At 51.2% G+C, this 24,050-nt stretch carries 17 protein-coding genes and 11 tRNA genes; 23 read left to right on the forward strand and 5 right to left on the reverse strand.

All coding sequences use genetic code 11. The annotated features are described in order from the left end of the window. Positions 1-2: 2 nt before the first annotated feature. Positions 3-971, reverse strand: coding sequence for a hypothetical protein (locus ACO0LG_RS05345; RefSeq protein WP_423024057.1), 969 nt, complete (start codon positions 969-971; stop codon positions 3-5). Positions 972-1,274: 303 nt separating this feature from the next. Here ACO0LG_RS05345 and ACO0LG_RS05350 point away from each other — a divergent pair, with 303 nt between their 5' ends. Continuing rightward, entirely contained in the window at positions 1,275-2,429 is a 1,155-nt protein-coding gene (locus ACO0LG_RS05350) for an SPFH domain-containing protein (RefSeq protein ID WP_423024059.1), read from the forward strand. Between the two features lie 69 nt (positions 2,430-2,498). Next, positions 2,499-3,581 (forward strand): hypothetical protein, encoded by a 1,083-nt coding sequence (locus ACO0LG_RS05355; protein ID WP_423024061.1) that lies wholly within the window; start codon positions 2,499-2,501, stop codon positions 3,579-3,581. A 215-nt stretch (positions 3,582-3,796) separates the two neighbouring features. On the opposite strand, the gene ACO0LG_RS05360 is transcribed toward ACO0LG_RS05355, so the two are convergent. Continuing rightward, positions 3,797-4,543, reverse strand: a complete 747-nt coding sequence (locus ACO0LG_RS05360; RefSeq protein ID WP_422952426.1) for an AAA family ATPase — start codon at positions 4,541-4,543, stop codon at positions 3,797-3,799. Between the two features lie 204 nt (positions 4,544-4,747). Next, positions 4,748-5,458: a YceH family protein gene (locus ACO0LG_RS05365; protein ID WP_423024063.1), complete on the reverse strand. Its 711-nt coding sequence runs from the start codon at positions 5,456-5,458 to the stop codon at positions 4,748-4,750. A 209-nt stretch (positions 5,459-5,667) separates the two neighbouring features. On the opposite strand from ACO0LG_RS05365, the gene ACO0LG_RS05370 reads away from it, so the two are divergent. The 4 genes from ACO0LG_RS05370 to ACO0LG_RS05385 all read left to right on the forward strand — a co-directional run bounded on the left by ACO0LG_RS05370 (position 5,668) and on the right by ACO0LG_RS05385 (position 12,907). Then, positions 5,668-6,489: a hypothetical protein gene (locus ACO0LG_RS05370; protein ID WP_423024065.1), complete on the forward strand. Its 822-nt coding sequence runs from the start codon at positions 5,668-5,670 to the stop codon at positions 6,487-6,489. Between the two features lie 105 nt (positions 6,490-6,594). Next, positions 6,595-10,905, forward strand: coding sequence for an MG2 domain-containing protein (locus ACO0LG_RS05375; RefSeq protein ID WP_423024067.1), 4,311 nt, complete (start codon positions 6,595-6,597; stop codon positions 10,903-10,905). Then, complete coding sequence (locus ACO0LG_RS05380) at positions 10,869-11,642, forward strand: sigma-70 family RNA polymerase sigma factor (protein ID WP_423024069.1); 774 nt, start codon at positions 10,869-10,871, stop codon at positions 11,640-11,642. The genes ACO0LG_RS05375 and ACO0LG_RS05380 overlap by 37 nt, the downstream gene beginning before the upstream one ends. Beyond that, positions 11,639-12,907: a hypothetical protein gene (locus ACO0LG_RS05385; protein WP_423024071.1), complete on the forward strand. Its 1,269-nt coding sequence runs from the start codon at positions 11,639-11,641 to the stop codon at positions 12,905-12,907. Before ACO0LG_RS05380 ends, ACO0LG_RS05385 begins: the two co-directional genes overlap by 4 nt. A gap of 91 nt (positions 12,908-12,998) precedes the next feature. Here ACO0LG_RS05385 and ACO0LG_RS05390 read toward each other — a convergent pair whose 3' ends face one another. After that, positions 12,999-15,152: a carbohydrate-binding module family 20 domain-containing protein gene (locus tag ACO0LG_RS05390; protein ID WP_423024073.1), complete on the reverse strand. Its 2,154-nt coding sequence runs from the start codon at positions 15,150-15,152 to the stop codon at positions 12,999-13,001. 599 nt (positions 15,153-15,751) lie between these two features. Here ACO0LG_RS05390 and ACO0LG_RS05395 point away from each other — a divergent pair. The 14 genes from ACO0LG_RS05395 (at position 15,752) to ACO0LG_RS05460 (ending at position 20,385) form a co-directional block, all read left to right on the forward strand. Continuing rightward, positions 15,752-16,054: a high-potential iron-sulfur protein gene (locus tag ACO0LG_RS05395; protein ID WP_423024075.1), complete on the forward strand. Its 303-nt coding sequence runs from the start codon at positions 15,752-15,754 to the stop codon at positions 16,052-16,054. A 185-nt stretch (positions 16,055-16,239) separates the two neighbouring features. Beyond that, positions 16,240-16,503, forward strand: coding sequence for a hypothetical protein (locus ACO0LG_RS05400; RefSeq protein ID WP_423024077.1), 264 nt, complete (start codon positions 16,240-16,242; stop codon positions 16,501-16,503). A 293-nt stretch (positions 16,504-16,796) separates the two neighbouring features. Then, positions 16,797-16,870: transfer RNA gene (locus ACO0LG_RS05405), tRNA-Gly, on the forward strand. Positions 16,871-17,174: 304 nt separating this feature from the next. After that, positions 17,175-17,259, forward strand: a tRNA-Tyr gene (locus tag ACO0LG_RS05410). 408 nt (positions 17,260-17,667) lie between these two features. Continuing rightward, positions 17,668-17,743, forward strand: a tRNA-Ala gene (locus ACO0LG_RS05415). Positions 17,744-17,820: 77 nt separating this feature from the next. Beyond that, positions 17,821-17,894: transfer RNA gene (locus ACO0LG_RS05420), tRNA-Lys, on the forward strand. Between the two features lie 66 nt (positions 17,895-17,960). Beyond that, positions 17,961-18,036, forward strand: a tRNA-Asn gene (locus tag ACO0LG_RS05425). A 90-nt stretch (positions 18,037-18,126) separates the two neighbouring features. Next, positions 18,127-18,203, forward strand: a tRNA-Ile gene (locus ACO0LG_RS05430). A 208-nt stretch (positions 18,204-18,411) separates the two neighbouring features. Next, positions 18,412-18,487, forward strand: a tRNA-Trp gene (locus ACO0LG_RS05435). Between the two features lie 10 nt (positions 18,488-18,497). Beyond that, a tRNA-Arg gene (locus ACO0LG_RS05440) sits at positions 18,498-18,573 on the forward strand. A 77-nt stretch (positions 18,574-18,650) separates the two neighbouring features. Continuing rightward, positions 18,651-18,739: transfer RNA gene (locus ACO0LG_RS05445), tRNA-Ser, on the forward strand. 7 nt (positions 18,740-18,746) lie between these two features. Then, a tRNA-Asp gene (locus ACO0LG_RS05450) sits at positions 18,747-18,821 on the forward strand. Between the two features lie 6 nt (positions 18,822-18,827). After that, positions 18,828-18,904 (forward strand) — tRNA-Thr (locus tag ACO0LG_RS05455). A 425-nt stretch (positions 18,905-19,329) separates the two neighbouring features. Beyond that, positions 19,330-20,385: a hypothetical protein gene (locus ACO0LG_RS05460; RefSeq protein WP_423024079.1), complete on the forward strand. Its 1,056-nt coding sequence runs from the start codon at positions 19,330-19,332 to the stop codon at positions 20,383-20,385. A gap of 27 nt (positions 20,386-20,412) precedes the next feature. Here ACO0LG_RS05460 and ACO0LG_RS05465 read toward each other — a convergent pair whose 3' ends face one another. After that, a complete protein-coding gene (locus ACO0LG_RS05465; RefSeq protein WP_423024081.1) occupies positions 20,413-21,789 on the reverse strand; it encodes a hypothetical protein in 1,377 nt (458 codons plus the stop codon). 139 nt (positions 21,790-21,928) lie between these two features. Between ACO0LG_RS05465 and ACO0LG_RS05470 the strand changes: the two genes are divergently transcribed. The 3 genes from ACO0LG_RS05470 to ACO0LG_RS05480 are packed head-to-tail and all read left to right on the forward strand — an operon-like array spanning position 21,929 to position 23,971. After that, the gene (locus ACO0LG_RS05470) at positions 21,929-22,747 is read left to right on the forward strand and encodes a nucleotidyltransferase domain-containing protein (protein ID WP_423024083.1); all 819 of its coding nucleotides are present in this window, start codon (positions 21,929-21,931) and stop codon (positions 22,745-22,747) included. 16 nt (positions 22,748-22,763) lie between these two features. After that, the gene (locus ACO0LG_RS05475; protein WP_423024085.1) at positions 22,764-22,943 is read left to right on the forward strand and encodes a hypothetical protein; all 180 of its coding nucleotides are present in this window, start codon (positions 22,764-22,766) and stop codon (positions 22,941-22,943) included. A gap of 11 nt (positions 22,944-22,954) precedes the next feature. Then, positions 22,955-23,971, forward strand: a complete 1,017-nt coding sequence (locus tag ACO0LG_RS05480; RefSeq protein ID WP_423024087.1) for an LLM class flavin-dependent oxidoreductase — start codon at positions 22,955-22,957, stop codon at positions 23,969-23,971. Positions 23,972-24,050: the final 79 nt, after the last annotated feature.

The raw sequence follows: 24,050 nt of genomic DNA on the forward strand, positions 1-24,050 counted from the left end.
ATTTAAAATTTCGCAATGATTTTTTTGATTTCTTCTATTTGCAAACCTAATTTCTTGTAATACTTCCCGTAGCCGGAAAAGTGCAATAGAGAATAAATGGTTTTATTACTATTTCTAAATAAAACTGGCATTACATCACTTGCATCTATTGATTTACTGGGCAACCAAGTAAATACACCACTAGCACGCATCAAACTGGCAACTGTAGAAGAAATGAATATGTGAGTAGCATCGCCTTCAAGTATTGACTGATTTAATCTCTTCAAATGAGTGACATCTAAATCCGCAACCGAAAGCTTGTTACGACCAACAGTCGGAAGGTGGAACAGCTCAACGAAAGAGATCAAGTTGGCGCGCTCTGCTTTAAATCCGATACGCTCAAAATTCCGGTGAAAGCGCTTTCCATCACCTCCATATTCATGTAACAGAAACGGGTGATGCACTCTGTGAGCATGCCAAAATTTCTCGCCATCCTCATGATAATCAAGCACTTTTTGGAAAATAGATTTCTTCTCTATGTCCACATCATAATTCGCATCAAGCCCGATAAACAGAAACCGCGATCGTTCAGGTGCGACACCCTGATATGGCTTATGCTCAAAAAGTTCAATCAGGATTTTGCTTGAATGGACAATGCTTTGCCCCGAAACTCTCGACTTCGGACTTGATGGAATCTTCGCCTGTCTAGATATTCTCTCCGAAACTGTTTTTTTATCTCTGGCATTTAGCATGGCAGCTACCTGAACTGCATCTTCTTTTGAGGAAAATAAATACTTTAATGTAGCCTCAGAAAATTCCTTTTGAAGCTCACGCAAACGCACAGAGTGATTTCCTTGCCTGTAAATGCTGTCTTGCTTCGCTCCCTTAATCTCGTACACACCATAACTGCGTGGCGATGTTAATTGCCCATCTGCTTTCAGGTCATCAGGTTCAATTGCCTTTGCGATGAGTTCATTCAAGGAAACGGGCATAAATTGTCCTATTGGAGATAAATTGCAAAATTACACAAGAATATAGACCCATCCGTATTAAAACAGGATATGTACGATCTAAAAGTAATTAAAAGGACTGATGTGTTTTTGAAAATACCGGTTTAGCTTATTTACGTTCAGAAACAATATCAATAATTCCCTTCCCTACCCTTGTGATAATGTACCAATTCAGCAATACTTCGCCTACGCCGGATATACTGGTATCCGCCGAATAGCTGTTGGCCGCTATCAATAGAATTGCCTGCCAGCATCCTGCAAGAATTTTGTTTTTTGGAGAACACTATGGGTCTGTGGAATAAGCTCAGCAATGAATTTATCGATATTGTCGAATGGCTCGATGACAGTCCCGATGTGATGGTGCATCGCTTTGAGCGCTATCAGAATGAAATCAAGATGGGTGCCAAGCTGACGGTGCGCGAAGGGCAGATTGCCATCATGGTCAATGAAGGCCAGATGGGTAAGGGGCAGGTGGCGGATGTGTTCACGCCGGGCATGTATGAGCTGTCGACCGAGAACATGCCTTTGCTGAGTACGCTCAAGGGCTGGAAGTATGGCTTTAACAGCCCGTTCAAGGCGGAAGTGTATTTCTTCAAGACTACCCGCTTTACCAATATGAAGTGGGGCACGGCTGGCCCTGCCACCATGCGTGACCCTGAATTTGGCGTGGTGCGTGTGACAGCGTTTGGTATCTATGGCATACGCATCGTGGATGCCAAGGCCATGCTGTCTGAGCTGGTCGGCACCAAGGCTGATTTTACGACAGCGGATATAGAAGAAAACCTGCGTGGCAAGATCGGCATGCGCATCAAGGAAGTGATGCCTGAAATTGGTGTGCCTGTCATCGACCTGGAAGCCAAGGTCACTGAAGTGGGCAAGCGCATACAGGAAAAAATTGCTGCGGACTTTGTGCAATATGGCCTGGAACTGTGCGAAGTGCAGGTGCAGGACATAGGTTTGCCGGAAGAAGTGGAAAAAGCCATCGACCAGCAGGGGGCGATGCGCGTGATCGGCAATATGAACCAGTTCGCCCAGTACCAGGGTGCGCAGGCTTTGCGTGATGCAGCGCAAAACCCCGGCATGGCTGGTGCCATGATGGGGGTAGGCGTGGGTGGTATGCTGAGCCAGAGCATGGGCACGATGTTTGGTAATAATCCACAACCGGCAGCAGCGCCTGCTGCCGCTCCTGCATCTGCACCAGCGGCAGGCGGCGGTATGCCACCACCTTTGCCAACGGCGGTATCTTATTTCGTCGCGCAAAACGGTGCACAGACCGGGCCGTTTGATCTGGGTGTATTGCAATCCCACGTTGGCAATGGCAGTTTGACGCGTGACAGCCTGGTATGGCGTCAGGGCATGGCTGCCTGGGGCAAGGCGGGTGAACAGGCTGATTTGTCTGGCTTGTTTGCGGCGTTGCCTCCACCGCTGCCACCGCAATAAATCATCCTCTGATGTGGCGTCGCGCCTGATGGTAGCGACGCCTTCTATTTTGTTTTGGAATCCTCTCCTGTGACGACAAAAAACTATCCCTGTAAATCTTGCGGTGCCAAGCTGGAATATGCGCCTGGCCAGCACGCACTGCAATGCCCGTATTGCGGTGCCAAGAATGATATCCCTGAAGACCAGGAAGCCACGGTCGCAGCAGTGGAAGAGCTGGATTATCAGGCTTACCTTTCAGAGCAGGCCGGTAATGAACCCATGCTCGCCAGCCAGCATGTGAAATGCACAGGCTGCGGCGCAGAGTCGCAACTGGCAGCCAATCTGGTGTCTGACCGCTGCCCGTTTTGCGCGGTGCCGCTGATCGCTGCGAATGCCTATTCTGCACGCAAGATCAGGCCCAAGGCAATTGCGCCATTTGATATCAAGGAATCAGAAGCGCGCAGCAAGTTTGCCAACTGGATTACGGGCCTATGGTTCGCGCCAAATGCACTGAAGCAGGCTTACCGTGCCGAGCGTGGCCTCAAGGGTATCTACACCCCTTACTGGACGTATGATGCTGACAGCGACACGACCTATCAAGGCCAGCGCGGTGTCGATTACACGGTCACAGAAAACTATACTGAAAACGGTGAGACCAAGAGCCGCCAGGTGACGCGTACCAACTGGTATCCGGCAGTGGGCGCAGTGCAGGTGTCCTTTGATGACGTGCTGGTTGTGGGTTCAAAAACCCTGCCAACTGCGTATGCAGAAAACCTCGCGCCATGGCGCCTGGAAAAACTGCAGGGTTACCGTGACGATTATGTCTCCGGCTTCACGGTAGAGGCTTACCAGGTGGGACTGGAGCCTGGCTTTGTCGATGCCCAGGGCAAGATGGAAGGCGAAATCCGCAATGCCATCTGCCGCGACATTGGTGGTGACCACCAGCGCATCATTGCCATGCAGCCGCGCTATTCGAATATCAGTTTTAAACACATCCTGCTGCCTATTTGGCTGTCGTCTTATAAATATGGCGACAAAACTTACCGCTTTCTGGTGAATGGCCAGACCGGCCAGGTGCAGGGTGAGCGTCCGTATTCAGCGTGGAAGATTGCAGGGGCGGTGTTGCTGGCCATCGCTGTCGTCGTCGTGATTGCCATGCTCAATCACAAGTAATCAAGTCACGGTAAAATCTATCAACACAGAGACACTGGGGCTGTACAGAGAGTTCATCAAAGAATTTTCTCTATGTATCCTCTGTGGTGTAGCAGGGAAATCGAACGGCATGCCGTTCGCCTGCGTAACGAAGGCTGCTTGCCAGCAGTCTTTCTTCCCTCAGTGCCTCTGTGGTGAGCTTTTTGGTCTTTCAGAAATCAACCTAATTCAAAAACTCAACGCTCCATCAACACATCCATCATGCGCTTGGGATTCGCCAGAAAATCCCGTGTGACCTTGTAGTGTTCGGTGTCTTCATAGGCAATTTCAGAGATACCGTCTTTACCGCATTGGTAGATGCAGGCATCAGGATAAGCCATGAGTATCGGTGAATGGGTAGCGATAATGAATTGGGAATTATCTTCTATCAGATCATGGATGCGAGACAAGACCGCGAGTTGCCTTTGTGGTGATAGCGCAGCCTCAGGTTCATCGAGTATGTACAGGCCCTGGCCACCGAAGCGTTCTGTCATCAGCTTCAGGAAGGATTCGCCGTGTGATTGCTCGTGCAATGAGATGCCACCGTAGGAATTGATAATCGGCGTGCCACCTGGTTCTTCATCCAGTCTTTCAATTTCAGTAGCCACATTGAAGAAGCTCTCAGCCCGCAAGAAAAAGCCATCGCGCGGCTTGCGTATGCCTTTGGCAATACGCAAATACTCATCCAGTACTGAATGTGAGCGACGTGTACCAAAGCTGAAGTTCTTGGTACCACCCTCAGCGTTAAAACCCAAAGAAACCGCGATCGCTTCGAGCAAGGTAGATTTGCCCGAGCCATTTTCACCAACAAAGTAAGTGATCTTGGGATGCAGATCCACATACTCGAAGTTTTTTATCGCAGGCAAAGAGAAAGGGTAACGTTCAAAAGACTCGACGATATCTCTGCGCAGGCTGACGCGGCTGACATACTGTTTTGAAATCATGTTGCCTCGGGTAATTCAGGGTTCATATCGCCTCTTGCTACTCAAACTGATCATCGCGGTTATGATCATGTTTTGATATTCAACCATAAATAATCAAGCTCAAGATTGCTCAACATAGAGACACAGAGGGTTATCAGAGAATTATCTCCGTGAATTCTCTGTGTCTCAGTGTCTCTGTGGTGAGCTTTTTGGTCTTACAGCTATCTACTCAAACTGCTTCTTGAACTCCGCAAACTGCGCACTCAAATCGCTGACCTGTTGCTTCAGTTGCGCGACCTCTGTCTCCAGTTGGCTGACCCGATCATTTTTTGAAGCACCACCGGCACTGGCAAAACTGGAAGCTTCGGCCTGGTCGATGCTGGCTTCATCACAGGACAGCAGGTGCGCATAGCGCGGCTCCTTGGTGCCTGGTGTCAGGTTCAGGCGGGCGACTAGCGGCGGGTATTTGTCCATCAGGTAGTCCAGGGATTTTTCAACATCGGCGACGCTGGCAAATTCATGCAGGCGGCCAACGCGGGCGCGGATTTCACCGGCGGTCTGGAAGCCGCGCAGCATGAGTATGGTCAGTACGGCGACCTTGGGCTGGTCGAGCATCCATTTGATACGCATGCGGTGCTCATACTTGGCGACGCGGGCACCTGCCTGGTGGATGGCGTTGACCAGTTTTTTGGTGGCCAGCCTGTCTATGGCTTCCAGCACCTCAGACTCGGTCACAGACATGACGGGGTCGCGGCTGGTGAGCTGGTTGCAGGCATTGACGAGGGTGTTCAAGGACAAGGGATAATTGTCGGGAGTGGCGGCTTCTTTTTCTGCGAGCACGCCGAGGACGCGGACTTCTACTGCATCGAGGAATTGTGCATCTGCTGCCGGGCTGGCAGGTGTGGTGGCTGACTCGCTGGTGTTTTCTGTATTCATGACTTTTTCCTGGGATGATTGCTGCGAGCAACTCAAATGATTTAGGCCACTTAAGCTCGCGATGGCTTCATATTATCCTTAAAAAATGAAAATGTGACACTGGATCATCAGAACGCAGCCATCTATTCAATTATTTTTTTAAAATCTTAACCCCTTTTGTTTTGCTGCTCCGTTTAATGAGTATGAACGCGCTTTTTATGGAGAACAAAATGAATAAATGGACATCTTTACTGGCCGCCCTGGCAATAGGGACAATGGCGTCGTTGAGCACATTCGCATATGCGGGGCAGCTTGCTGGCGTCAGCATCATCAATCAAAGCACGGGTGAAAGGCTGCCTATATGGCGTCATCAGGGCAATAATTATGTAGCGGGCAAGCCCGGTGAGCGTTATGCGGTAGAAATCATCAACAAGACAGGCGGGCGTATTTTGTCGGTCTTGTCTGTCGATGGCGTCAATGTATTGACAGGTGCCACGGCGTCGCCCCAGCAATCAGGCTATGTATTGGCGGGGCAGCAGCCGGTAGAGGTAAAAGGCTGGCGTAAGAATATGGATGAAGTGGCGGCTTTCTACTTCACCCAGTTGCCTGATTCGTATGCGGCCCGCACGGGCAGGCCAGACAATGTTGGTGTCATCGGTGTTGCCCTGTTCAGGGAGTTCAGGGAATATAGGGAGCCTGTTCCTGTAGAACCCTTGTATTCACGCCGGGCTGAGTCTGCGGCTACTGCACCAGCACCCGCTGCCTCCACTGCTTCTGCCTCGCCTCCGGTTGAAGCGAACGGCAATCTGGCAAAAAGCAAGTCTGACATGGCAGAAAAATCCATGGATGCCAGGATAGGTACAGGCCATGGTGAACGCATAGACAGCAGCGTGCGGAACACCGATTTTCGCCGTGCCAGCCAGCAGCCTGACGAAATCATCAGTATCCAGTATGACACCTACGCTCATCTGGTCGCACGCGGCATTATCCCGCGCAACCGCGATCAGGATGCCAATCCCTTCCCTGGCGGTTTCGTACCTGACCCGAATTAAAGCGCCGCAAATATAGCGCACCACAACTACCTGATGTCATGCAGCACCTTCATGGGGGATTACCCAGGCCCCCGTTCACACTAAAAATACAGGAAATTGTCAATCATGAAAAAATCTGGCCACTACTTTAAAGCGCCGATCTTGTGCCCCTTGCTGTTAATGATGCTGGGCGGTTGTCAGTTTGGCGATGTCGCAGAAAACGTCGCTGCCACGGATGATGTGATGATAAGCCCGCAATCTGACACAACAGCTTCCCGACAAGCTGGCAACAAGAAGAACAAAACGATCGCCTCTCAGGATGGGCAAAAACCAGTGTCGGGCCCGGTTGCGGCTGAACCAGCCCCGGCGGCATCGACCAGGATCAAACAAGTGCGCGCTGAGGAATTGCCCGCCCTGATCAATCGTTATTTCGACACGCATGAGGGACGCAACCTGTACATACAGGTAGATAAGCCGCTTTACAAACCCGGTGAAACCATCTGGTTCAAAAGCTGGGACCTGAAAGCCCGCAATTTGACTGGCAGCGAAACGCAAGCAGCAACGGTGGAACTGATCTCGCCCAAAGGCGCCAGCGTGATCAAGAAACGCTTGCGTGTCGAGGCTGGCAGTGCTGCCAATGATGTTGAATTGCCAGCAGAGGCGCAGGGTGGTGAATACAAGATACGTATCACCAGCAGTGATGGAAAAACCCTGGAACGCGCCATCATCGTCTCTGCATTTGAAGCACCGCGCATGAAGAAAACCCTGGAATTCGTCAAAAAATCCTATGGTGCGGGTGAACAGGTCAGCGCCACGATCGCCGTCAAACGCCCTACTGGTGAGATCATGTCGGGCAAGCGCCTGGTTGCAGTAGCCACTGTCGATGGTGTTGAATTACCCCGCGTGAATGTCACGACAGATGCCACGGGTGAGGCACTGGTGAAATTTGATTTGCCGAAGAACATCAGCACTGGCGATGGTTTGCTGACGATCTTGGTAGAAGATGGTGGTGTCACTGAATCGATCTCAAAATCCATCCCCATCCTGCAAAACAAGCTGGTACTGTCTTTCTTCCCTGAGGGAGGCAAGATGGTGGCGGGCCTGCCTGCCCGTCTCTATTTTGAAGCCAAGACCAGGCTGGGGAAACCAGCAGATGCCGAGGGCAAGCTGGTTGATGACCTGGGTAATACGGTAGCGAAATTCAGCACCTATAAAAATGGTCTGGGCCGCATGGCGTTTACACCAGCTACAGGTCGTAGCTATCATGCAGAAGTCAGCAAACCCAGCAGCGTGACTGAGCACTATGCTTTGCCATTGGCAGAAGAAGCGGGCTGTGTCATGCGCAGCTATGATGATCTGGATGGACAGGAAAAAGCCTTGCGTATAGCGGTGCAATGCAGCACCACACAAAAGGTGGTGGTCGCGGCCACCGTGCGCGATAAATTATTTGATGCAGGCAGCATGGAAGCAGGCCCGGGTAAACCGGCTGTCATGTATTTGCAAGCCAAAGACCCTGCCACGACTTCTACTGCAGGTATTGCCCGCGTCACTCTGTTTAACCAAAACCTGGACCCACTGGCTGAGCGCCTGGTGTTCCGCAATCGCCGTAACCGGCTTGAGATCAAGGTAGAGCAAGACAAGAAAGCCTATGTACCGCGTGGCGAAGTCGCCCTGAACATTACCACCAGAGATGCCAGCGGCAAAGCCGTGCCGGCAGAACTGGCCCTGTCGGTTGTCGATGACACTGTGTTGTCGTTTGCCGATGACAAAAGCGCCCATATGCTGTCGCGTCTTTTGCTGGAAAGTGAATTACCCGGCAAGATAGAAGAGCCTAATTTTTATACCGACCTGGGGGAAGACAAAAGTGCCCTGGCACTGGATATGCTGATGGGTACGCGTGGCTATCGTCGCTTTGACTGGGTACAGGTAACCAACCCGATTCAGCGTGTCACTGTTACTGGCAGCAATATCAGGCGACAAGAGGCAAATGCCGTAGCGCCTATGGCTGCGATGAAAGCAGCACCACAGGCAGCACCAATAGCGATGCCTGCGCCAGCACCTGTCCCAGTAGCAGCAGTAGCAGCACCGGAGTTGAGAAAACTGGCTGCCGCTGAAGCAGTACCAGCCCCGCAAAAACCCGCTATGGGGAAAATGAAGGAAGAAATTGCCGGGCGCAGGATCAGGCTTGTCCCACCTGAACAGGGAGAAGCTGCCTACCTGCCACAAGCGTCCATCACGGTAGATAAAGATTTCGCCCGTGCAGATGCGAAAATGATGGCTCCGCCAGCGGAGATGGAAGCGACATGGGCAGCAGTGCGGGTTTTTCCGGTTCCAGCCTCTACCCCTGATTATGCCGGGCCGCGTGATGATTATCGCGATACCGTTCTGTGGGCGCCTTCGGTAAAAACCGACAAACAGGGCAAGGCCACCTTGAAGCTGGCCTTGTCGGATGCAGTCACTTCCTTCCGCGTCACGGCAGAGGGTGTCGGTGGCGGGCAGGCCGGGCATAGTGAAAACATCCTCAAATCTTCCTTGCCATTTTCCTTGTCAGCCAAGCTGCCATTGGAAATATCGGCAGGTGACAAACCGCTGATTCCCGTCACCTTGAGCAATGAAGGCGAACAGACAGTCAACGTCACTCTCAACAGCAATTTTGGCAAACTCTTGAAAGCCAGTGACAGCAATGACAAAGTGGGCGCTATTGCTGCTGGCCAGCGCAAGAGCATGTTTATCCCGCTTGAAGTCACGGGCACACAAGGTTTGTCGCAGGTGCAGTTGTCAGCAACGGCATCGGGCTTGAAAGATGAAGTCTTGCGCAGCATACCAGTGGTTGCCACTGGCTTTCCGCAATTGCTGGAGAAGTCAGGACAAATCAAGGGACAGCTTACGCACGACATCGATCTCAGCAAAGCCAACAAGGGCAGCGTGCAGACATCAATCAAGGTATATACCTCGCCACTCGCTACCATGGTATCTGGCCTGGAAGGCATGTTACGTGAACCGTCTGGCTGTTTCGAGCAAACCTCATCGACCAATTACCCTAACGTAATGATCATGCAATACCTGAAGCAGCATGATGTTGCCGACAGCGCCTTGCTGGAACGTACCGGCAAATTACTCGATAGCGGCTACAAGAAACTGGCTGGCTTTGAATCGCCGAAAAAAGGCTATGAATGGTTTGGTGGCGACCCTGGCCATGAAGCGCTGACTGCCTATGGTTTGCTGGAATTTGCCGATATGAAAAATATCTATGGTTCCGTCGATACCGCCATGCTGGCGCGTACTGCAAACTGGCTCAAAGCCAGACGTGATGGCAATGGTGGTTACCAGCGCGATGCCAAGGCGCTCGACAGCTTTGGCCGTGCTGCACCAGAAGTGACTGATGCCTATATTACCTGGGCACTGGTCAGCGCTGGTGAAACCGGGCTGGATAAAGAAATAGGTAAATCCGTCAAACTGGCGGAAACCACGCAAGATGCGTATCAACTGGCACTGGCCAGCGGCACCATGCTGGCACCATCTACAAAAGCAGCAGTATCAGAAAAGGCCCGCCGCACTGCAGTCGATAAACTGGTGGACATGCAAAATGCCAACGGTTCCTGGACGAATGCAGATCATTCCATCACCCGTAGCGGCGGCAGCAATCTGCATATAGAAACCACCTCGCTGGCGGTGCTGGCCATGTTGAAAGCAGATGGCCACCTGGAACAGGCACGCAAGGGCATCACCTGGTTGCAGGCTAACCGCAGCGGCTTTGGTCAATGGGGCGCAACCCAGGCCACTGTGCTGGCCCTGAAGGCAATAATCGCCTTTGACGAAGCAACCAGGGTTGCACCCACGGCGGGCAAAGTCAGCCTGATTGTTGATGGTGTCGTCGTCAGCGAGAAGAGCTATGAGGCTGGTAAGCGTGAACCTTTGCTGTTCAATGGTTTTGAAGACTTGCTGACACCTGGCAAGCACAATATCACGCTCAAAACCAGCAGCGGCTCTGCGCTGCCGTATTCCATGGCGATTGAATATCGCAGCAATGAACCGGCATCATCCAACACCGCCGTGATCAGCCTGAACACCAGCCTTGCTAAAGCTGATTTGAAAATGGGTGAGACCGTCAGGTTGAATGCGGTCATCAGCAACAAGACACAAACCGGCCAGCCCATGAGCCTGGTACGCCTGGGTCTGCCTGGTGGCCTGACTTTCCAGAACTGGCAATTGAAAGAAATGCGTGAGAAAGGACAGATAGATTTCTATGAAACCCGTGCCCGTGAAGTGATACTGTATTTCCGTGACATGAAACCGGGCGAAGTAAAAAAACTGGCGGTAGATCTGGTGGCAACAGTACCAGGCAGCTATACCGGGCCTGCCTCTTCTGCCTATCTGTACTATAACGATACGGACAAGACGTGGACAACTCCGCTGGCAATACGCATCGCGCCTTAGTATCAGCTAAAGCACTATCAGGGCGTTTTTTTGGCAAGTTGCTGATTGTCAGAAAAACGCCGGAAGTGGCTTGGATGCATGACAGTTTTACCCTGACAGTGCATGGAAATTATGCTGGTGAGACGGGATTTTCCGTTAAACTAGCAGCCATGATAACCGAACCACAAACAGACGAGGCACTGATGCTGCTCTATTGCGATGGCGACCTGCGCGCCTTCAAAGAGTTGTATCAGCGTCATCGCCTGGGTTTGTACCGCTTTATAGACTGGCGTTCGCCACGTCAGGAATGGGTAGATGAAATCGTGCAGGACAGCTGGGCTGCGCTGCATGCGGCACGGTCGCAATACACAGCGCTTGCCAGTTTCAAAACCTATTTGTACCAGATCGCCCGCAACCGTTTGATCGACATACTGCGCCAGCGAGAAAGCCTGCTTGACGCCGACCCTGACCAGTATGAACACACGCTGGAAAGCACACAGGAATCGACACCGCTGACCAGGTCACCAGAAACCCGGCTGGAAAAAAAACAGCAGACCGAGCGCTTGCATGAAGCCATCAGGAATTTGCCCAGCGAACAGAAAGAAGCGCTGGTCTTGCAGCAATTCAATGGCCTGAGCCTGGAAGAAATTGCCACCATTACCGCCGTATCTACGGAGACCGTCAAAAGCAGATTACGTTATGCCATGCAAAAATTGCGTGCCGAATTGCATACCCAGACACAGGGGGAGCCAGCATGACATCCAGGAATGACGATATGCACGTAGCTGAATTTGAGGATTTCCTGCAAGGCAAGGGCGAACTCGCCAGCCTGTTGCAAGATTTGCCGCAAGCACAACCGTCGGCAGAGCTGGATGCGGCGATCATCGCTGAGGCAGAAGGTGCTCTTGCGGCCCCATTAGCAACCAGGACAGCACCAGCCATTGTGCCACCAGCAGCCAATGATGCCATCGGCCCTGAAGGCAGCGGCAAACCGCCATCATTTTTTTGGCGCTGGAAACTGCCACTGAGTCTGGCTGCCAGCATACTGTTTGCCATACCCGTGGTCATGCAGCAAAACCAGGAATCCTATCCGGCAGATCCAGTGACTGTGCGTGCTCCAAATGCACCTGCGGTACCTACGGCACCTGCGATACAAGAAAAAGACACACCAGCATTGCCACAACTGGCACAAGCAGATTTGACGAAGCAGGCAAAGGTCGCCGCCGAAGTTGCCCCGCCAGCGGCGGCACCGGCAGCGAACATGAACAGTGCAGCAGCACCTGCCATGGAAGCTAGCAAGGCCAAAGAAAGCCAGGTGGCCGATGACGCCAGACGTACCAGTGCAGCAAAACCGCATAGTGAATTCAGGCAAGCTCAGCAGCAAGCCGAACCGCTGTCTGCTCAAATATCCGCTTCAAAATCCGCTCCGGCTCCTGTCCCGCCTGCAAGCACGGCTCCAGCACCCATGGTAGCCGCAGCACCTGAACCGGCGAGGGTGACAATCACAGGGTCGGCAATACGCAGGCAAGACATGGCTGCGGCACCCGCGCAAATGGTCAGCGCTGAAGAAAAAGTGGCAGCAGACAGCCAATATGCCGGTAACGCAAAAATGCGTGCACCAGCGGCGAAAACCAGTGACACAGAATCCAGGTCGGCAGAAAAGCCAGTAATGACAGCATCCAGAAGTGCAGCAACGTCTGATGCCACCGGCCATGTGAAAGCCGAGACAGCAGCGGCAGATAAAAAAGCTGATATGCCTGCGGCTGTACCATTCCCTGCCGCGCAGCCAGCGCCACGCATAGTCATGGCGCCACCGCCTGTGGCAACTGCACCGCCGCTGTCAGCCGCACTGGCACCTGAAATACATCCGGGTGCCTATGAGTGGTTGGAGAGAATTGAACAGCTATTGAAGAACCACCGTAACAAGGAGGCACTGGAAGAGTGGCGTAAATTCCGTGCTAGCTATCCGGGATACACTGTTGACCAATCCCTGCAAAAGCAGATAGACGTGCTGCAAAAATAAAAGGATCAATGGCAAACCATCCGCCATTGAGCCCCTCATTCACCTTGGTCCAGTTTCTTTTCTACCGGACGAAATTGCGACCTGAAATAACTTACTGGCGAAAAGTGCTGGCCGGTACAGTCAATGGCGCGCTACCGCAGGCAGGTACATTAATCACACGGTTTGCCCCCACCTCCCAAGCCAGAGGTTTGACGCCCTGGGTCAGGTATTTGTATTCATAAGTCGTACTGGCATTCAGGTTGCGCGACACTGTCCACAAGGGCCAGAGATTGCCAGACAACTTCGTGGCGCTTGCGGTATTCCAGTTACCCAGTTCTGCCCCACTGCCGGTGAGGTAAACATCCTGCCCGACCACGGTAGTGTTATTGCTCACCTGGAAATTCACCAGCACCTGACAAGCACCCGCCAGCGTTTTTGCACTGGCCGCAATGCTGCTGGCTGACACATTATTGGCATGATCGACCGCTGCAACGGTATAGCTATACGTGGTGGCTGGCGACAAACCGCTGTCAGCGAAGCTGGTGCTGGCACTGAACACAGGACTACCGCCATTGCGTGCAATGTTATAACCTTTGACGCCGCTGCCGCCGGCATTGTCGGTAGCAGCGTTCCAGCTCAGACTGATGCTGCTACTGCTGGCGGCAGTTGCTGTCAGGCCGGTTGGCACCGAGGGTGCGGTCGTGTCATTCGATGCGCCACCGAGTTTCTGGTTGATGTGCAAAGCCACTGCCGGTACCGTGTTGCCACCATTTGCGGGTATGCTGAGCGTGACCGTGCCATTCGCCGCCACCACCACTGCATCGGCAGTACATGCTGTCTTGCCCGCATTGGCCAGACCATGCACGACATTGCAGTAAGTACCAGCAGGTAGCAAGGTCTGGAAGCTCTGGTTCCATGCGCTGAACTCATTATTGATAGCGACAAAGCCTTTGCTGCCACGGTTAAAGGCGATCTGGTTAGCGCTACCGCTGGTAAAGTTATCGACACCCTGGCCCGATGTCACCGAGCGGAAAGCCACCATATTGGCGATGTCAGCCCAGCGATGGATGAAATCCCATTGCTGGTTGATCAGTGGATTGCCATTCGCATCAAAGGGGCTGGCGGCTGGCGCGTCGGCATTGGTGTCCGTGAAGATAAAACCGGAATGCACTTGCGCCTCACCATAAGGCCAGGCCAACATGAAGATATTCGCCAGGTCATAGCGTTTGCTACCCTGCGTATCATTGGTCGCACCACTGCGGTTACTGGCGTTCATGGAATCACCATTGCGCTCAGTATCCCAGTTATTGATAAACACGGTGGCCTTGCTGCTGTCTGTGAAAAAGCCCCAGGTACCACCCCAGTTACCGGGCATGCCCATGATGCTGCGCATTTGCGAAATGCTGGCACCATTGAGGTTGCGGAAGGTCTCTTTCATCGCCTTTGCATACTTGAATTCATTGATGGTGCCTATGCTCAGGTAAGAATTGCGATCTACCGTGCCATCGGTAATGATTTCTTGCGTGATCCATAAAGGCTCGCCTGATGTCGTGGTATGTGTCACGCCATTCACGATGGTTTGCAAATCACTCTGGCGTATATGCTTGGCTGCATCAAAACGAAAGCCATCTATACCCATGCCTATCAGGCTGCTCAAATAATTCCTGATCTGGCCTTGCACATAGCTGGCGCCCGTATCCAGATCGGGCAAACCGACCAGGCGGCACTGCGTAACGGCATTGCGGTTATTGCTGTAATCACTGCCCTGGATATCGCAGGCCGGATGAAAATCAGCAGCGCTGAAACGCGGGTAACTGCTGGCCGCTACCCAGCTTGCACCAGCAGTAGAAGTGCCACTGCCTGCTGCCAGGTGATTGACGACGATATCCGCATACACACGCACGCCTGCTGCGTGACAGGTATTGATCATGGTCTGCAGCTCGGATCCCGTGCCCATCTTGCTGGTCAGATTCGTGTAATCGACAGGCTGGTAAATATCCCACCAGTTACCGCCACGATTGGCTGAACTGGGTGGCGATATCTGCACACCACCATAGCCTTGCGGGCCGAGGAAATTGGTGCATTCCTGTGCAATATCGGTCCATTTCCAGTGAAACATCTGCACTGAAGTGTCACGCGGATTAAAGGCGTGAGCAGGCGCACTTGCTGCCACCATAGTCACGCCTGCCACACTACAAAAAAATGCTTTTTGTAATGTGCCCTTGATACCGCCTTTACTACTTTCCTTGCTTATATTTTGATTCATATTGTCCCCTCACTATTTAACTTGGCAAATTCAAACCCTGAAGATTTGAACTGCCCCCAATTTCATGCAGACCGATTCATGCATTGCCTCAACAGCCCCAAACTCACCGCCCGTCTTACTCAGCGGCACCGTCAATGGCAATCCACGGTGACAAAAGCACCTTGCCTGCAAGGCATATCCGGACTTAGCGGCCTTTAGTACCACATAAGTTTTTAATAAGCCTAAAAATTGTGCAGTAGTTTTAATACAAAAACTATTAATATATAAATATATTGATGCTGTTATGCAGCACAAATAAGAGCTAAAAATCTAAATATTACTATGTTATTTATTTAAAAATTGATGTATCAGGCATATCAGGTAGTTGCTGATCAACAACACAAATAATTAAGTAATTTGACTACATTTTAAAATGTAGTCAGAAACAGATACTGGCGACATCAGAAAACTGAAGAGCATAGATTTGCTATAAATGATGCCTACGCGACGCCACCGGCATTCCTGATTGACGTAAAATAAAAAGCCCGCAAACGCTGCCCCTGGCTCTGCATCTGAACGGCTGACGTGGGAACATCCACCATCAAAAGCACATACACAACATGAACATCAATCACCACCGCCGTATATTCATCATGCAAATGACTGGTGCCTGCCTCAGTATTTGCACGGCTTCCAGCTACGCTACTGATCCAGCAGTGAAAGAAGATGAGGCAGCCGCCAAAGAACATGCCTATGTAGAAGACGCCAGCAAAGTCGATGTAAAGCGCTTCCCTGAATTCAAGAACACGCAAAAATGCGGCAGTTGCCAATTATATGAAGACAAAGGCAAGGGCTGGGGTGGATGCGGCATCTTCCCTGGCAAGCTGGTCAAAGAGACTGGCTGGTGTGATGTCTGGGGCTGATTTTCATAGCAGGGCCATAGACAAAAACACTCTTGTCCACTCGCTTGAATACGCAATAAATTTGCATCATTCGCGAAAAATATCAATTAAATGAACAAATTCGTCATTTGATGCTTGTTTTTATAAAAAAGCTGTGGCAAGATACGTACATCAACCAAGCAACACCACCCTATTTAGGAATGATCGTGAAAACAACTTTGACACAACAACTGATACAAAACTTGCGCAAGACAGCGCGGGCTTTGGCGTCGGTTGCCAAAGTTGGCGGTGCAGCAGGCGGCACACGGAGTACTTGTGAAGCCTCGTATCGTACGAATACAGATACACGCACAACTAAAGATACTGATAGTGAGATGTTCAATGATGTCAGCCCAATTCATTTTGCGGCCACATGGTTTAGCAACACAAGCATTCGAGGGGAAACCCTGACGGTCACAGGCGGCAGTTAAAGTCACCCAAGACCCTAGCGCTGAAAAGCCCGGATGCCCTGAAAAGCTCCGGGCTTTTTGATTTTTTGGTGTCATTTTTTATCTTGGATTTTTGGTTTGCTCGCAGTATTCAAGACAAACCACAGTAGTTAAACCCGCCAACGCGGTCGTGGCCGGACAACACCGGATCATGGAAGCTCTTTAACAATTTGGGAAGTTCAAACAGTTTTATCCCAAGGGCAGGAAGGTCTGCTTTTGGGGTAAGGCTGAATACAAAAACTCGTTTCATCATTAAAGATGAAACACGTTTATATGCGGGTGTAGCTCAAAGGTAGAGCTGAAGCCTTCCAAGCTTACGGCAAGAGTTCGATTCTCTTCTCCCGCTCCATCATGAAAGTGACTTTATTAGTACTTGCTATTGCCGAGGTTTTTTTCATGATGTCTTTGTCGTCCAGTGGACTGTCATAGTAAAAGCTGAAGTGAAGGACATGGGCCCGGCGAACCAGGGCAAGGCGCAAAACACAGCGATAGCGGGGCTATCGCGAGTATTTGCAACGCAGCCATGGTCGGCGCGCACATGGCAAGCACTTCTGCTTTTCACTGTGACAGTTCGCTTAGGTTAGGACAGCTGACTTTCTATCAGCGAATGGCGGTTCGATTCCGCTCAAGGACTCCAGTATTAACAGTTTTAAGGATGGTTGCCCGAACGGTAAGGGGTGCGGCTGTAACCCGCAAGCACGCTAGTAGTAGGTGCTTCAACTCCATCACCATCCACCATTTTGTGTCTCAAGCTAACCAGGTGAAAGCGCCGTTTTGAAGAATCGGAGAGCGTGGACAGAACTCATCTCCTCAACGGGAGTGAGATGCGTTTGTCTCATAACGTGTGCTGGCAAGGCGGACGAGGCAGTCAATAGCGGTGCTATTGATAACGAGTCCAACGCAGTCCAGCACGCGTTATGAGACAAACCCTGCGGGAACTGACGATTTGGGCGCATTGCGGCGTTGTGCCCCTCGCTAAGGCATGAGCCTTAGCAGCGGGTCACGCCTTGCACTGCATCCCAAATCATCTTGTTCGCACTCACTCCCGTTGAGGAGATGAGTTCTAGCTACCACGGGGACGCACCATTTTATTCGTAGTAAATAGCATGGCATTTTCAGGCCATGTGCAAGTGCTTTACAGATTACGGGGGTGTAGCTCAGTTGGGAGAGCGCCTGCTTTGCATGCAGTATGTCGTCGGTTCGATTCCGTCCATCTCCACCATATTCTCATTTCAATTACAGGAGTAAATCATGAAACGAAAGACCAGGCATCGTCAGATGCCACACTTAATCATCTCACGGGATGTAGCTCAAAGGTAGAGCATCCGGCTTTTAACCGGACGGCGAGAGTTCGATTCTCTCTATCCCGACCAATGAAGAATGTCGCTTAAAGTACAGTCACTTTACACGGTGTTTTAAACGATATTTTTAAGATCAATTCCCCGATAGCTCAGTTGGCAGAGCGATGCACTGTTAATGCATCTGTCCCTGGTTCGAATCCAGGTCGAGGAGCCATTTCCGTCCCTTTAGCTCAGTGGGAGAACAACCGGCTCATAACCAGTGGGTCGCTGGTTCAACACCAGCAAGGGGCACCATTTTATCCTTACTTGCATAGCTCAATTGATCAGAGCGTTGCCTTGATAAGGCAGAGGCTGATGGTTCAACTCCATCTGCAAGTACCAGCACCCTCAACAGCACTGACGAAAAGCTGTTCCAGCAAGGCTATCGCTTTTATGAAACATCCTTTGTAGAGGATGTTCGTTTCGTCGGCAGACAATATATTGTCTGAAACCCCAACTGCACCGTCAGCGACGAAGACAGTACTTTAGTACGCGGCTCCTAGGAGAGGAGTGGCAACGCAGCTGGGGCAGTTTTTCGTAAGTCCTGTATATCTCAGTAGCTCAATTGGCAGAGTCGCGGTCTCCAAAACCGAAGGTTGCAGGTTCAAGTCCTACCTGGGATGCCAAATATTTTTTCTCGCCTTAGCTCAGTTGGAAGAGCGCAACAATACGAATGTTGAGGCCGCAGGTTCGACCCCTGCAGGCGGGTCCAGTTTTACCGTGTGATCATGTGATCCTCACTACCTCACCAGTGAGATGTGCAGACGCACATGCGCGGTATTTTTTGAAGGAAGATTCGCATAATGGTATTGCACCGGATTGCTAATCCGGAGGGTTTTCACGAGCCTGTGTGCGTTCGAGTCGCACATCTTCCGCCAGTTTTTTGCCTCATTAACTCAATGGTAGAGTGCCCGCCTGTCTAGCGGGTTGCCAGCGGTTCGATTCCGCTATGGGGCGCCAGTTTTTGCCGGTTTAGCTCAGTTTGGTAGAGCAACTGATTTGTAATCAGTGGGTCGCGGGTTCGAGTCCTGCAGTCGGCACCAGTTATAAAATCTTTTATAGATCAGTGTTATGTCGAGCTCGTTTACCGTAACTAAAAATCTCATTAGAATAAGGGATAGATACACAGGACGTATCGGTATCTTCGACAGCGGTAACAAATTTCCTTGGATGGATATAAGTCGGATTGCAAGGAGTTTTGATTTACTTTATTAGATATCGAAAAAATGAGTCTTTGGTTACGCCTTTGGTGAAAGACTTCATCAGTCTGCTTAACTATGCACTTTCTTGCAGTTGCATAAATTGTCAATAGCAAAAAAGTACATGTTGGATGATGGCATTTTCAGCATGGTTATCGACCCTATTTAAGATGTCATTGCTATAGAATGCACAAGCTTGGGTAATAGAATGTCGTTCAAGGCAATTTCAAACACCTATTTGCTGAAACACGGAGACAGGTAGGAAAATCATGGGCGGAAATGCATTAAAAGCTGAGTCAGTTCGTTTGCCTGCTGCACGGTATCGCGAAGTGGAACATGAAGCTGTGACTACACTACAGCGGCATTTTCCATTTCGCCGTATCGAGGCTATCATCGCTTATGCTGACAAGGCAGACTTTGGTGATCTCGATATCCTGATCGAAGCTGGTGATGACTACGATGCAGCGCAATTTGCTACAGCATTGCAAGCGACCGAAATCGTCTTGAATGGTGATGTCACCAGCATAGGCCTGGCTATAGCAGAAGGTGTGTTCCAGCTTGATCTGATCAGGACAGAAGCTGCCTCATTTGATTTTGCTTCACGCTATTTTGGCTATAATGATTTTGGTAATCTGATAGGCCGTATAGCGCATAAATTTGGTGCCAAGTTTGGTCATCTGGGCTTGCTGTATCCATTACGGGCACCAGATGACAAAGATCATTTGCTTGCTGAATTGTGCATCACCAGGGATTTTAGTGAGGCACTGAAGCTGCTGGGATATGATGCCCCACTGTATGAGAGCATGCGTGTGAGCAGGCAATTCAAAAACCTGCAAGATATCTTTCGCTATGTCGTGTCTTCACCCTATGTCAACCGCGAAATTTATCTGCTGGATAACCGTAACCATAAGGCCAGAATACGCGACGCCAAACGGGCGACTTACAATGCCTTTTTGTTGTGGCTCGATGAGCAGGATGAAATCACACTGCCAGCCTACCCGTGGGCAGTAGCTGGCACGGCTGCGCGTGATGAGCAAAAGCAGGATTTTCTGGAAGCTACTTTCATACTCTTTCCAGATTTCAAACAGGCTTATGATCAGGCACTGGAAAAATACGCCCGCAAGAAACGATTGAAACAGCAATTCAATGGTGAGCTTGCGGCTGACATCACTGGCCTGTCTGGCAAACGGCTAGGTGAATTGATGGCGCAAGTACGTCATTCATTTATTGATGAAACCAGTTTTGAAAATTTTTTTCTTGAAGCTGACTCAGACACTGTCAAAGCCAGATTTTTAATGGAAGCGGCTGCACTCCCGTCGTCATGAACTTCCCAAATAAGGCTGCCTGCGCAATCAGGGGGTAACAAGGCCGTCCATGCGGATCACTTCAAAACTGCTGCCTTTGACACTGCCCAGTTCAGACAGCAGTTTATCGTTATTCCAGCGCGCATCAGGTGCGCCGCTGATATACCAGTTGGAACCATTGTCGGCCACCAGCATGCCATAGGTTTTCATGGCTTGCAGGATGGCCTTGCTCTCATTTGAAAAATTCGCAGGTATCTGGTAACTCGCTTTCAGGCGCACGCGCATGCCCATCGGTGGCAGGGTATTGCTGGTATTCGATGAGGCGTAATGGGTCGCTGGTGGTACATAGGCACGACGGGTGCGGCTGACGGTAAAGCGGAAGGCGTGACGTATGACGCCGCTGGCAGCTTCTTCATAACGTACCAAACCAGGGAAGATGGGCAGGCCTGCGGCATCGGCACTGGTCCAGCCAGGTTTGCCACCTGGCCTGACTGTGTTGGATGTCAGGTCAAATATCGCACCACCACTGACCTTCCAGCTACCACCTGTTTGTGGATAGGCATTACCAACTTCATACAGGCGATTCGCATCGCGGTCTATGACCAGAACGTGACGGTCGCCATCAAAGCTGCTGCCGTTGGCTTTTTGCCCTTCTATCGGTGCATTGGCTGGTATGGGATAAGGGCCAGGTTCGCTCTCATCGCCATAGTCGGTAAATTGCACATTGACTTTGGGCTGGCTTGCTGCGACGACGACATAAGGTATGCCTATCGGCGCGCCGTCGTACAGGCCAGCGCCAAAGTCAGGATGCAAACCTGTACCCAGCCCTATACTGGCGATCAGTGCGTCGGACGCAGGATCGACGGGTGCGGCCGAGATATCCGTATTCCAGGCATTATTGGTAGGGAAAGGCAGGCTGCCATTCAGATTGGCACCAGCACCGAGGTCAGCCTTGCGCAAATCGCCATACACGGCATTGCCTGCTGTGTTACCTGTACCTGCGCTGTTCACGGTCACTGTGACCGTAGCACTGGTATTGCATGTAGTGCTGCAAGCAGAATTACTGGCTGTCAGCGTATAAGTCGTGGTCGTAGCCGGATTGACTGCAAGGCTATTGCTAGTAAGCGTAGTACCATTCAGCGTCAGGCTGGTAGCGCCAGTGACTGTCCAGCTCAGTTGCGTACTTGACCCGGCATTGATGCTGGCAGGATTGGCGCTGAAGCTATTGATCACTGGCGCAGTGGCAGTCGTGGTTCCTGTGGTTCCTGTGGTTCCTGTTGTGCCTGTAGTGCCACCAGTACCCGTTGTGCCTGCGCCAGTCGTGCCCGTATTGGCCGGCGCAGAACCGCCACCACCGCCACCGCAAGCGGCGAGAGTCAATATCAATGCGAGAGCGGACAGTTTTGCTGGGTAATTTGGTAGCATGATTTTATTCTTGGCATACGGCAGGGGAAAATCAGACTAGTCTTGAAATCCTGAGCCGACAATACGAATTGCATTTCCTTACAAATTGTCAGACTGAAAACATGTATCATTTTTTGCAAAACCAATATCAAAGATCATCATGACCACGACTACCCTGCCACTGGAAGAACAAGAACATCCCATAGACCCGGCGATACGCGCAGAGATCAATGCGACCCTGCAACGTATAGAACAGATACATGATGTCAAAGTCTTGTTTGCCTGCGAATCAGGCAGCCGCGGCTGGGGCTTTGCTTCGCCAGACAGTGACTATGACGTGCGCTTTATCTATGCCAACAAACTGGACTGGTACCTGACCGTCTTTCCTGGGCGCGATGTCATTGAATTGCCTGTCAATGAAATCTATGATGTCAGCGGCTGGGATGTGCGCAAGGCGCTGGGCTTGCTGCGCAATGGCAATGCAACGCTGATAGAGTGGCTGTCTTCACCGGTGGTATATGCGACTGACCCGGTCTTTTTGCAAGCCTTGCAGGCCGCAGCACGCGAAGTGCACAGGCCTGAAAGGGCTTACTACCATTACCTGCACATGGCCAGCAAAAACTACCGCGAGCATTTGCAGGGTGAAATGGTCAAGCTGAAAAAATACCTGTATGTCTTACGCCCCTTGCTGGCTTGTTTGTGGATAGAACAGGACTTAGGGCCAGTGCCCATGCGTTTTCAGGATATGGTAGATGCGACCATTGAAGACCAGGAATTGCTGGCAGCCATCGCCGAATTGCTCGTCATCAAACGCCGCGCCAAGGAATCAGAATTATCTGTTCCTATGCCTGTCATCAACCGCTTTATTGAAAGCCAGTTGGAAAGGCTGGATAGTGTCAGGACCAGCAGCACTGGTGATATGGATTTCTCTGTGCTTGACCGTCTCTTGCTGGATACGGTGATGAAAAAGACTGCATAAATTTGTAGGGTGCGCCGTGCGCACCGTTGTCCTTGCCGATGAAAATAGCGGTGCGCACGGCGCACCCTACCAGACGCAGGCCAGCGTTAAAGTAACTCGAACAGTTAGTCCGATTAGTTTTGCAACAATCGTAAGAAAATTGAGCCTGCCAACAGAGAATCGCGATTTCACCCATAATGGTTTTCTCTCCATTTGAAATTGCAGGCTATGTCTTCTCCATATCCCTTATCCATACTTGATTTGTCACCGATTGCCGAAGGCAGTGATGCTGCGCAATCCTTCCGCAACTCCCTCAGTCTGGCCCAGCATGGCGAAGGCTGGGGCTATCAGCGTTACTGGCTGGCAGAGCATCACGGCATGCCTGGCATTGCCAGTGCTGCCACTTCTGTACTGATAGGTCATATTGCTGGCGGTACCAAGAGCATACGCGTGGGGGCTGGCGGCATCATGCTGCCGAATCATTCGCCACTGGTTATTGCAGAACAATTTGGTACGCTGGAATCACTCTACCCTGGCCGTATAGACCTGGGTCTGGGACGGGCACCAGGTTCAGACCAGCGCACTGCGCGTGCATTACGTCGCAATCTCTCCAGCGATGCCGATGAGTTCCCTCAGGATGTGGCTGAATTGATGGATTATCTCAGCGATGAATCACAGCAGGCAGTGCGTGCTGTGCCTGGGCACGGCTTGAAAGTGTCGGTCTGGATTTTGGGTTCCAGCCTGTTTGGTGCACAACTGGCGGCAGCCATGGGCTTGCCGTATGCCTTTGCCTCGCATTTCGCGCCTCAGCAAATGATGCAGGCGATAGAAATTTATCGCGCCACCTTCCGCCCCTCTGCGCAACTGGCCAAACCCTACGTCATGCTCGGCTTTAATGTGTTTGCAGCTGCTACCGATGATGAAGCTTATTATCTGGCTAGCTCTGCCCAACAGGCATTCATTAATTTACGCAGTGGCCGTCCTGGAAAACTGCCATTACCTGTATCTGATTTTTTGAAAAAAATCGGCCCGCAAGAACATACCTTGCTGGAACAGGTTTTGTCCTGCTCCGCCATCGGCGCGCCCGACACCATCGCAGAAAAGATGCAGGCGTTCATCAATCATACAGGCGCGGATGAATTGATGATCACTGCACAAATTCACAATCACGCTGCGCGCCTGCATTCTTACGAAATTGCTGCACAAGCCAGGAAAAACTTGCGTCCCAAAACTGCAACTATATAAATCTGGATAAAAAAAAGCCTGCGCACACCTCGTTGCGCAGGCTATTAAATTGCTGACCAGAGAACAAAGGTCTTATCAG

This window comes from Undibacterium sp. Ji42W, assembly GCF_049340405.1.
Lineage (GTDB): Bacteria > Pseudomonadota > Gammaproteobacteria > Burkholderiales > Burkholderiaceae_D > Undibacterium.

Coding starts and splice junctions, on each gene's coding strand:
- ACO0LG_RS05360 (WP_422952426.1), bottom strand. CDS start 4,543: ATGATTTCAAAACAGTATGTCAGCCGCGTCAGCCTGCGCAGAGATATC.
- ACO0LG_RS05460 (WP_423024079.1), top strand. CDS start 19,330: ATGGGCGGAAATGCATTAAAAGCTGAGTCAGTTCGTTTGCCTGCTGCA.
- ACO0LG_RS05385 (WP_423024071.1), top strand. CDS start 11,639: ATGACATCCAGGAATGACGATATGCACGTAGCTGAATTTGAGGATTTC.
- ACO0LG_RS05370 (WP_423024065.1), top strand. CDS start 5,668: ATGAATAAATGGACATCTTTACTGGCCGCCCTGGCAATAGGGACAATG.
- ACO0LG_RS05350 (WP_423024059.1), top strand. CDS start 1,275: ATGGGTCTGTGGAATAAGCTCAGCAATGAATTTATCGATATTGTCGAA.
- ACO0LG_RS05345 (WP_423024057.1), bottom strand. CDS start 971: ATGCCCGTTTCCTTGAATGAACTCATCGCAAAGGCAATTGAACCTGAT.
- ACO0LG_RS05375 (WP_423024067.1), top strand. CDS start 6,595: ATGAAAAAATCTGGCCACTACTTTAAAGCGCCGATCTTGTGCCCCTTG.
- ACO0LG_RS05390 (WP_423024073.1), bottom strand. CDS start 15,152: ATGAATCAAAATATAAGCAAGGAAAGTAGTAAAGGCGGTATCAAGGGC.
- ACO0LG_RS05465 (WP_423024081.1), bottom strand. CDS start 21,789: ATGCTACCAAATTACCCAGCAAAACTGTCCGCTCTCGCATTGATATTG.
- ACO0LG_RS05395 (WP_423024075.1), top strand. CDS start 15,752: ATGAACATCAATCACCACCGCCGTATATTCATCATGCAAATGACTGGT.
- ACO0LG_RS05470 (WP_423024083.1), top strand. CDS start 21,929: ATGACCACGACTACCCTGCCACTGGAAGAACAAGAACATCCCATAGAC.
- ACO0LG_RS05480 (WP_423024087.1), top strand. CDS start 22,955: ATGTCTTCTCCATATCCCTTATCCATACTTGATTTGTCACCGATTGCC.
- ACO0LG_RS05365 (WP_423024063.1), bottom strand. CDS start 5,458: ATGAATACAGAAAACACCAGCGAGTCAGCCACCACACCTGCCAGCCCG.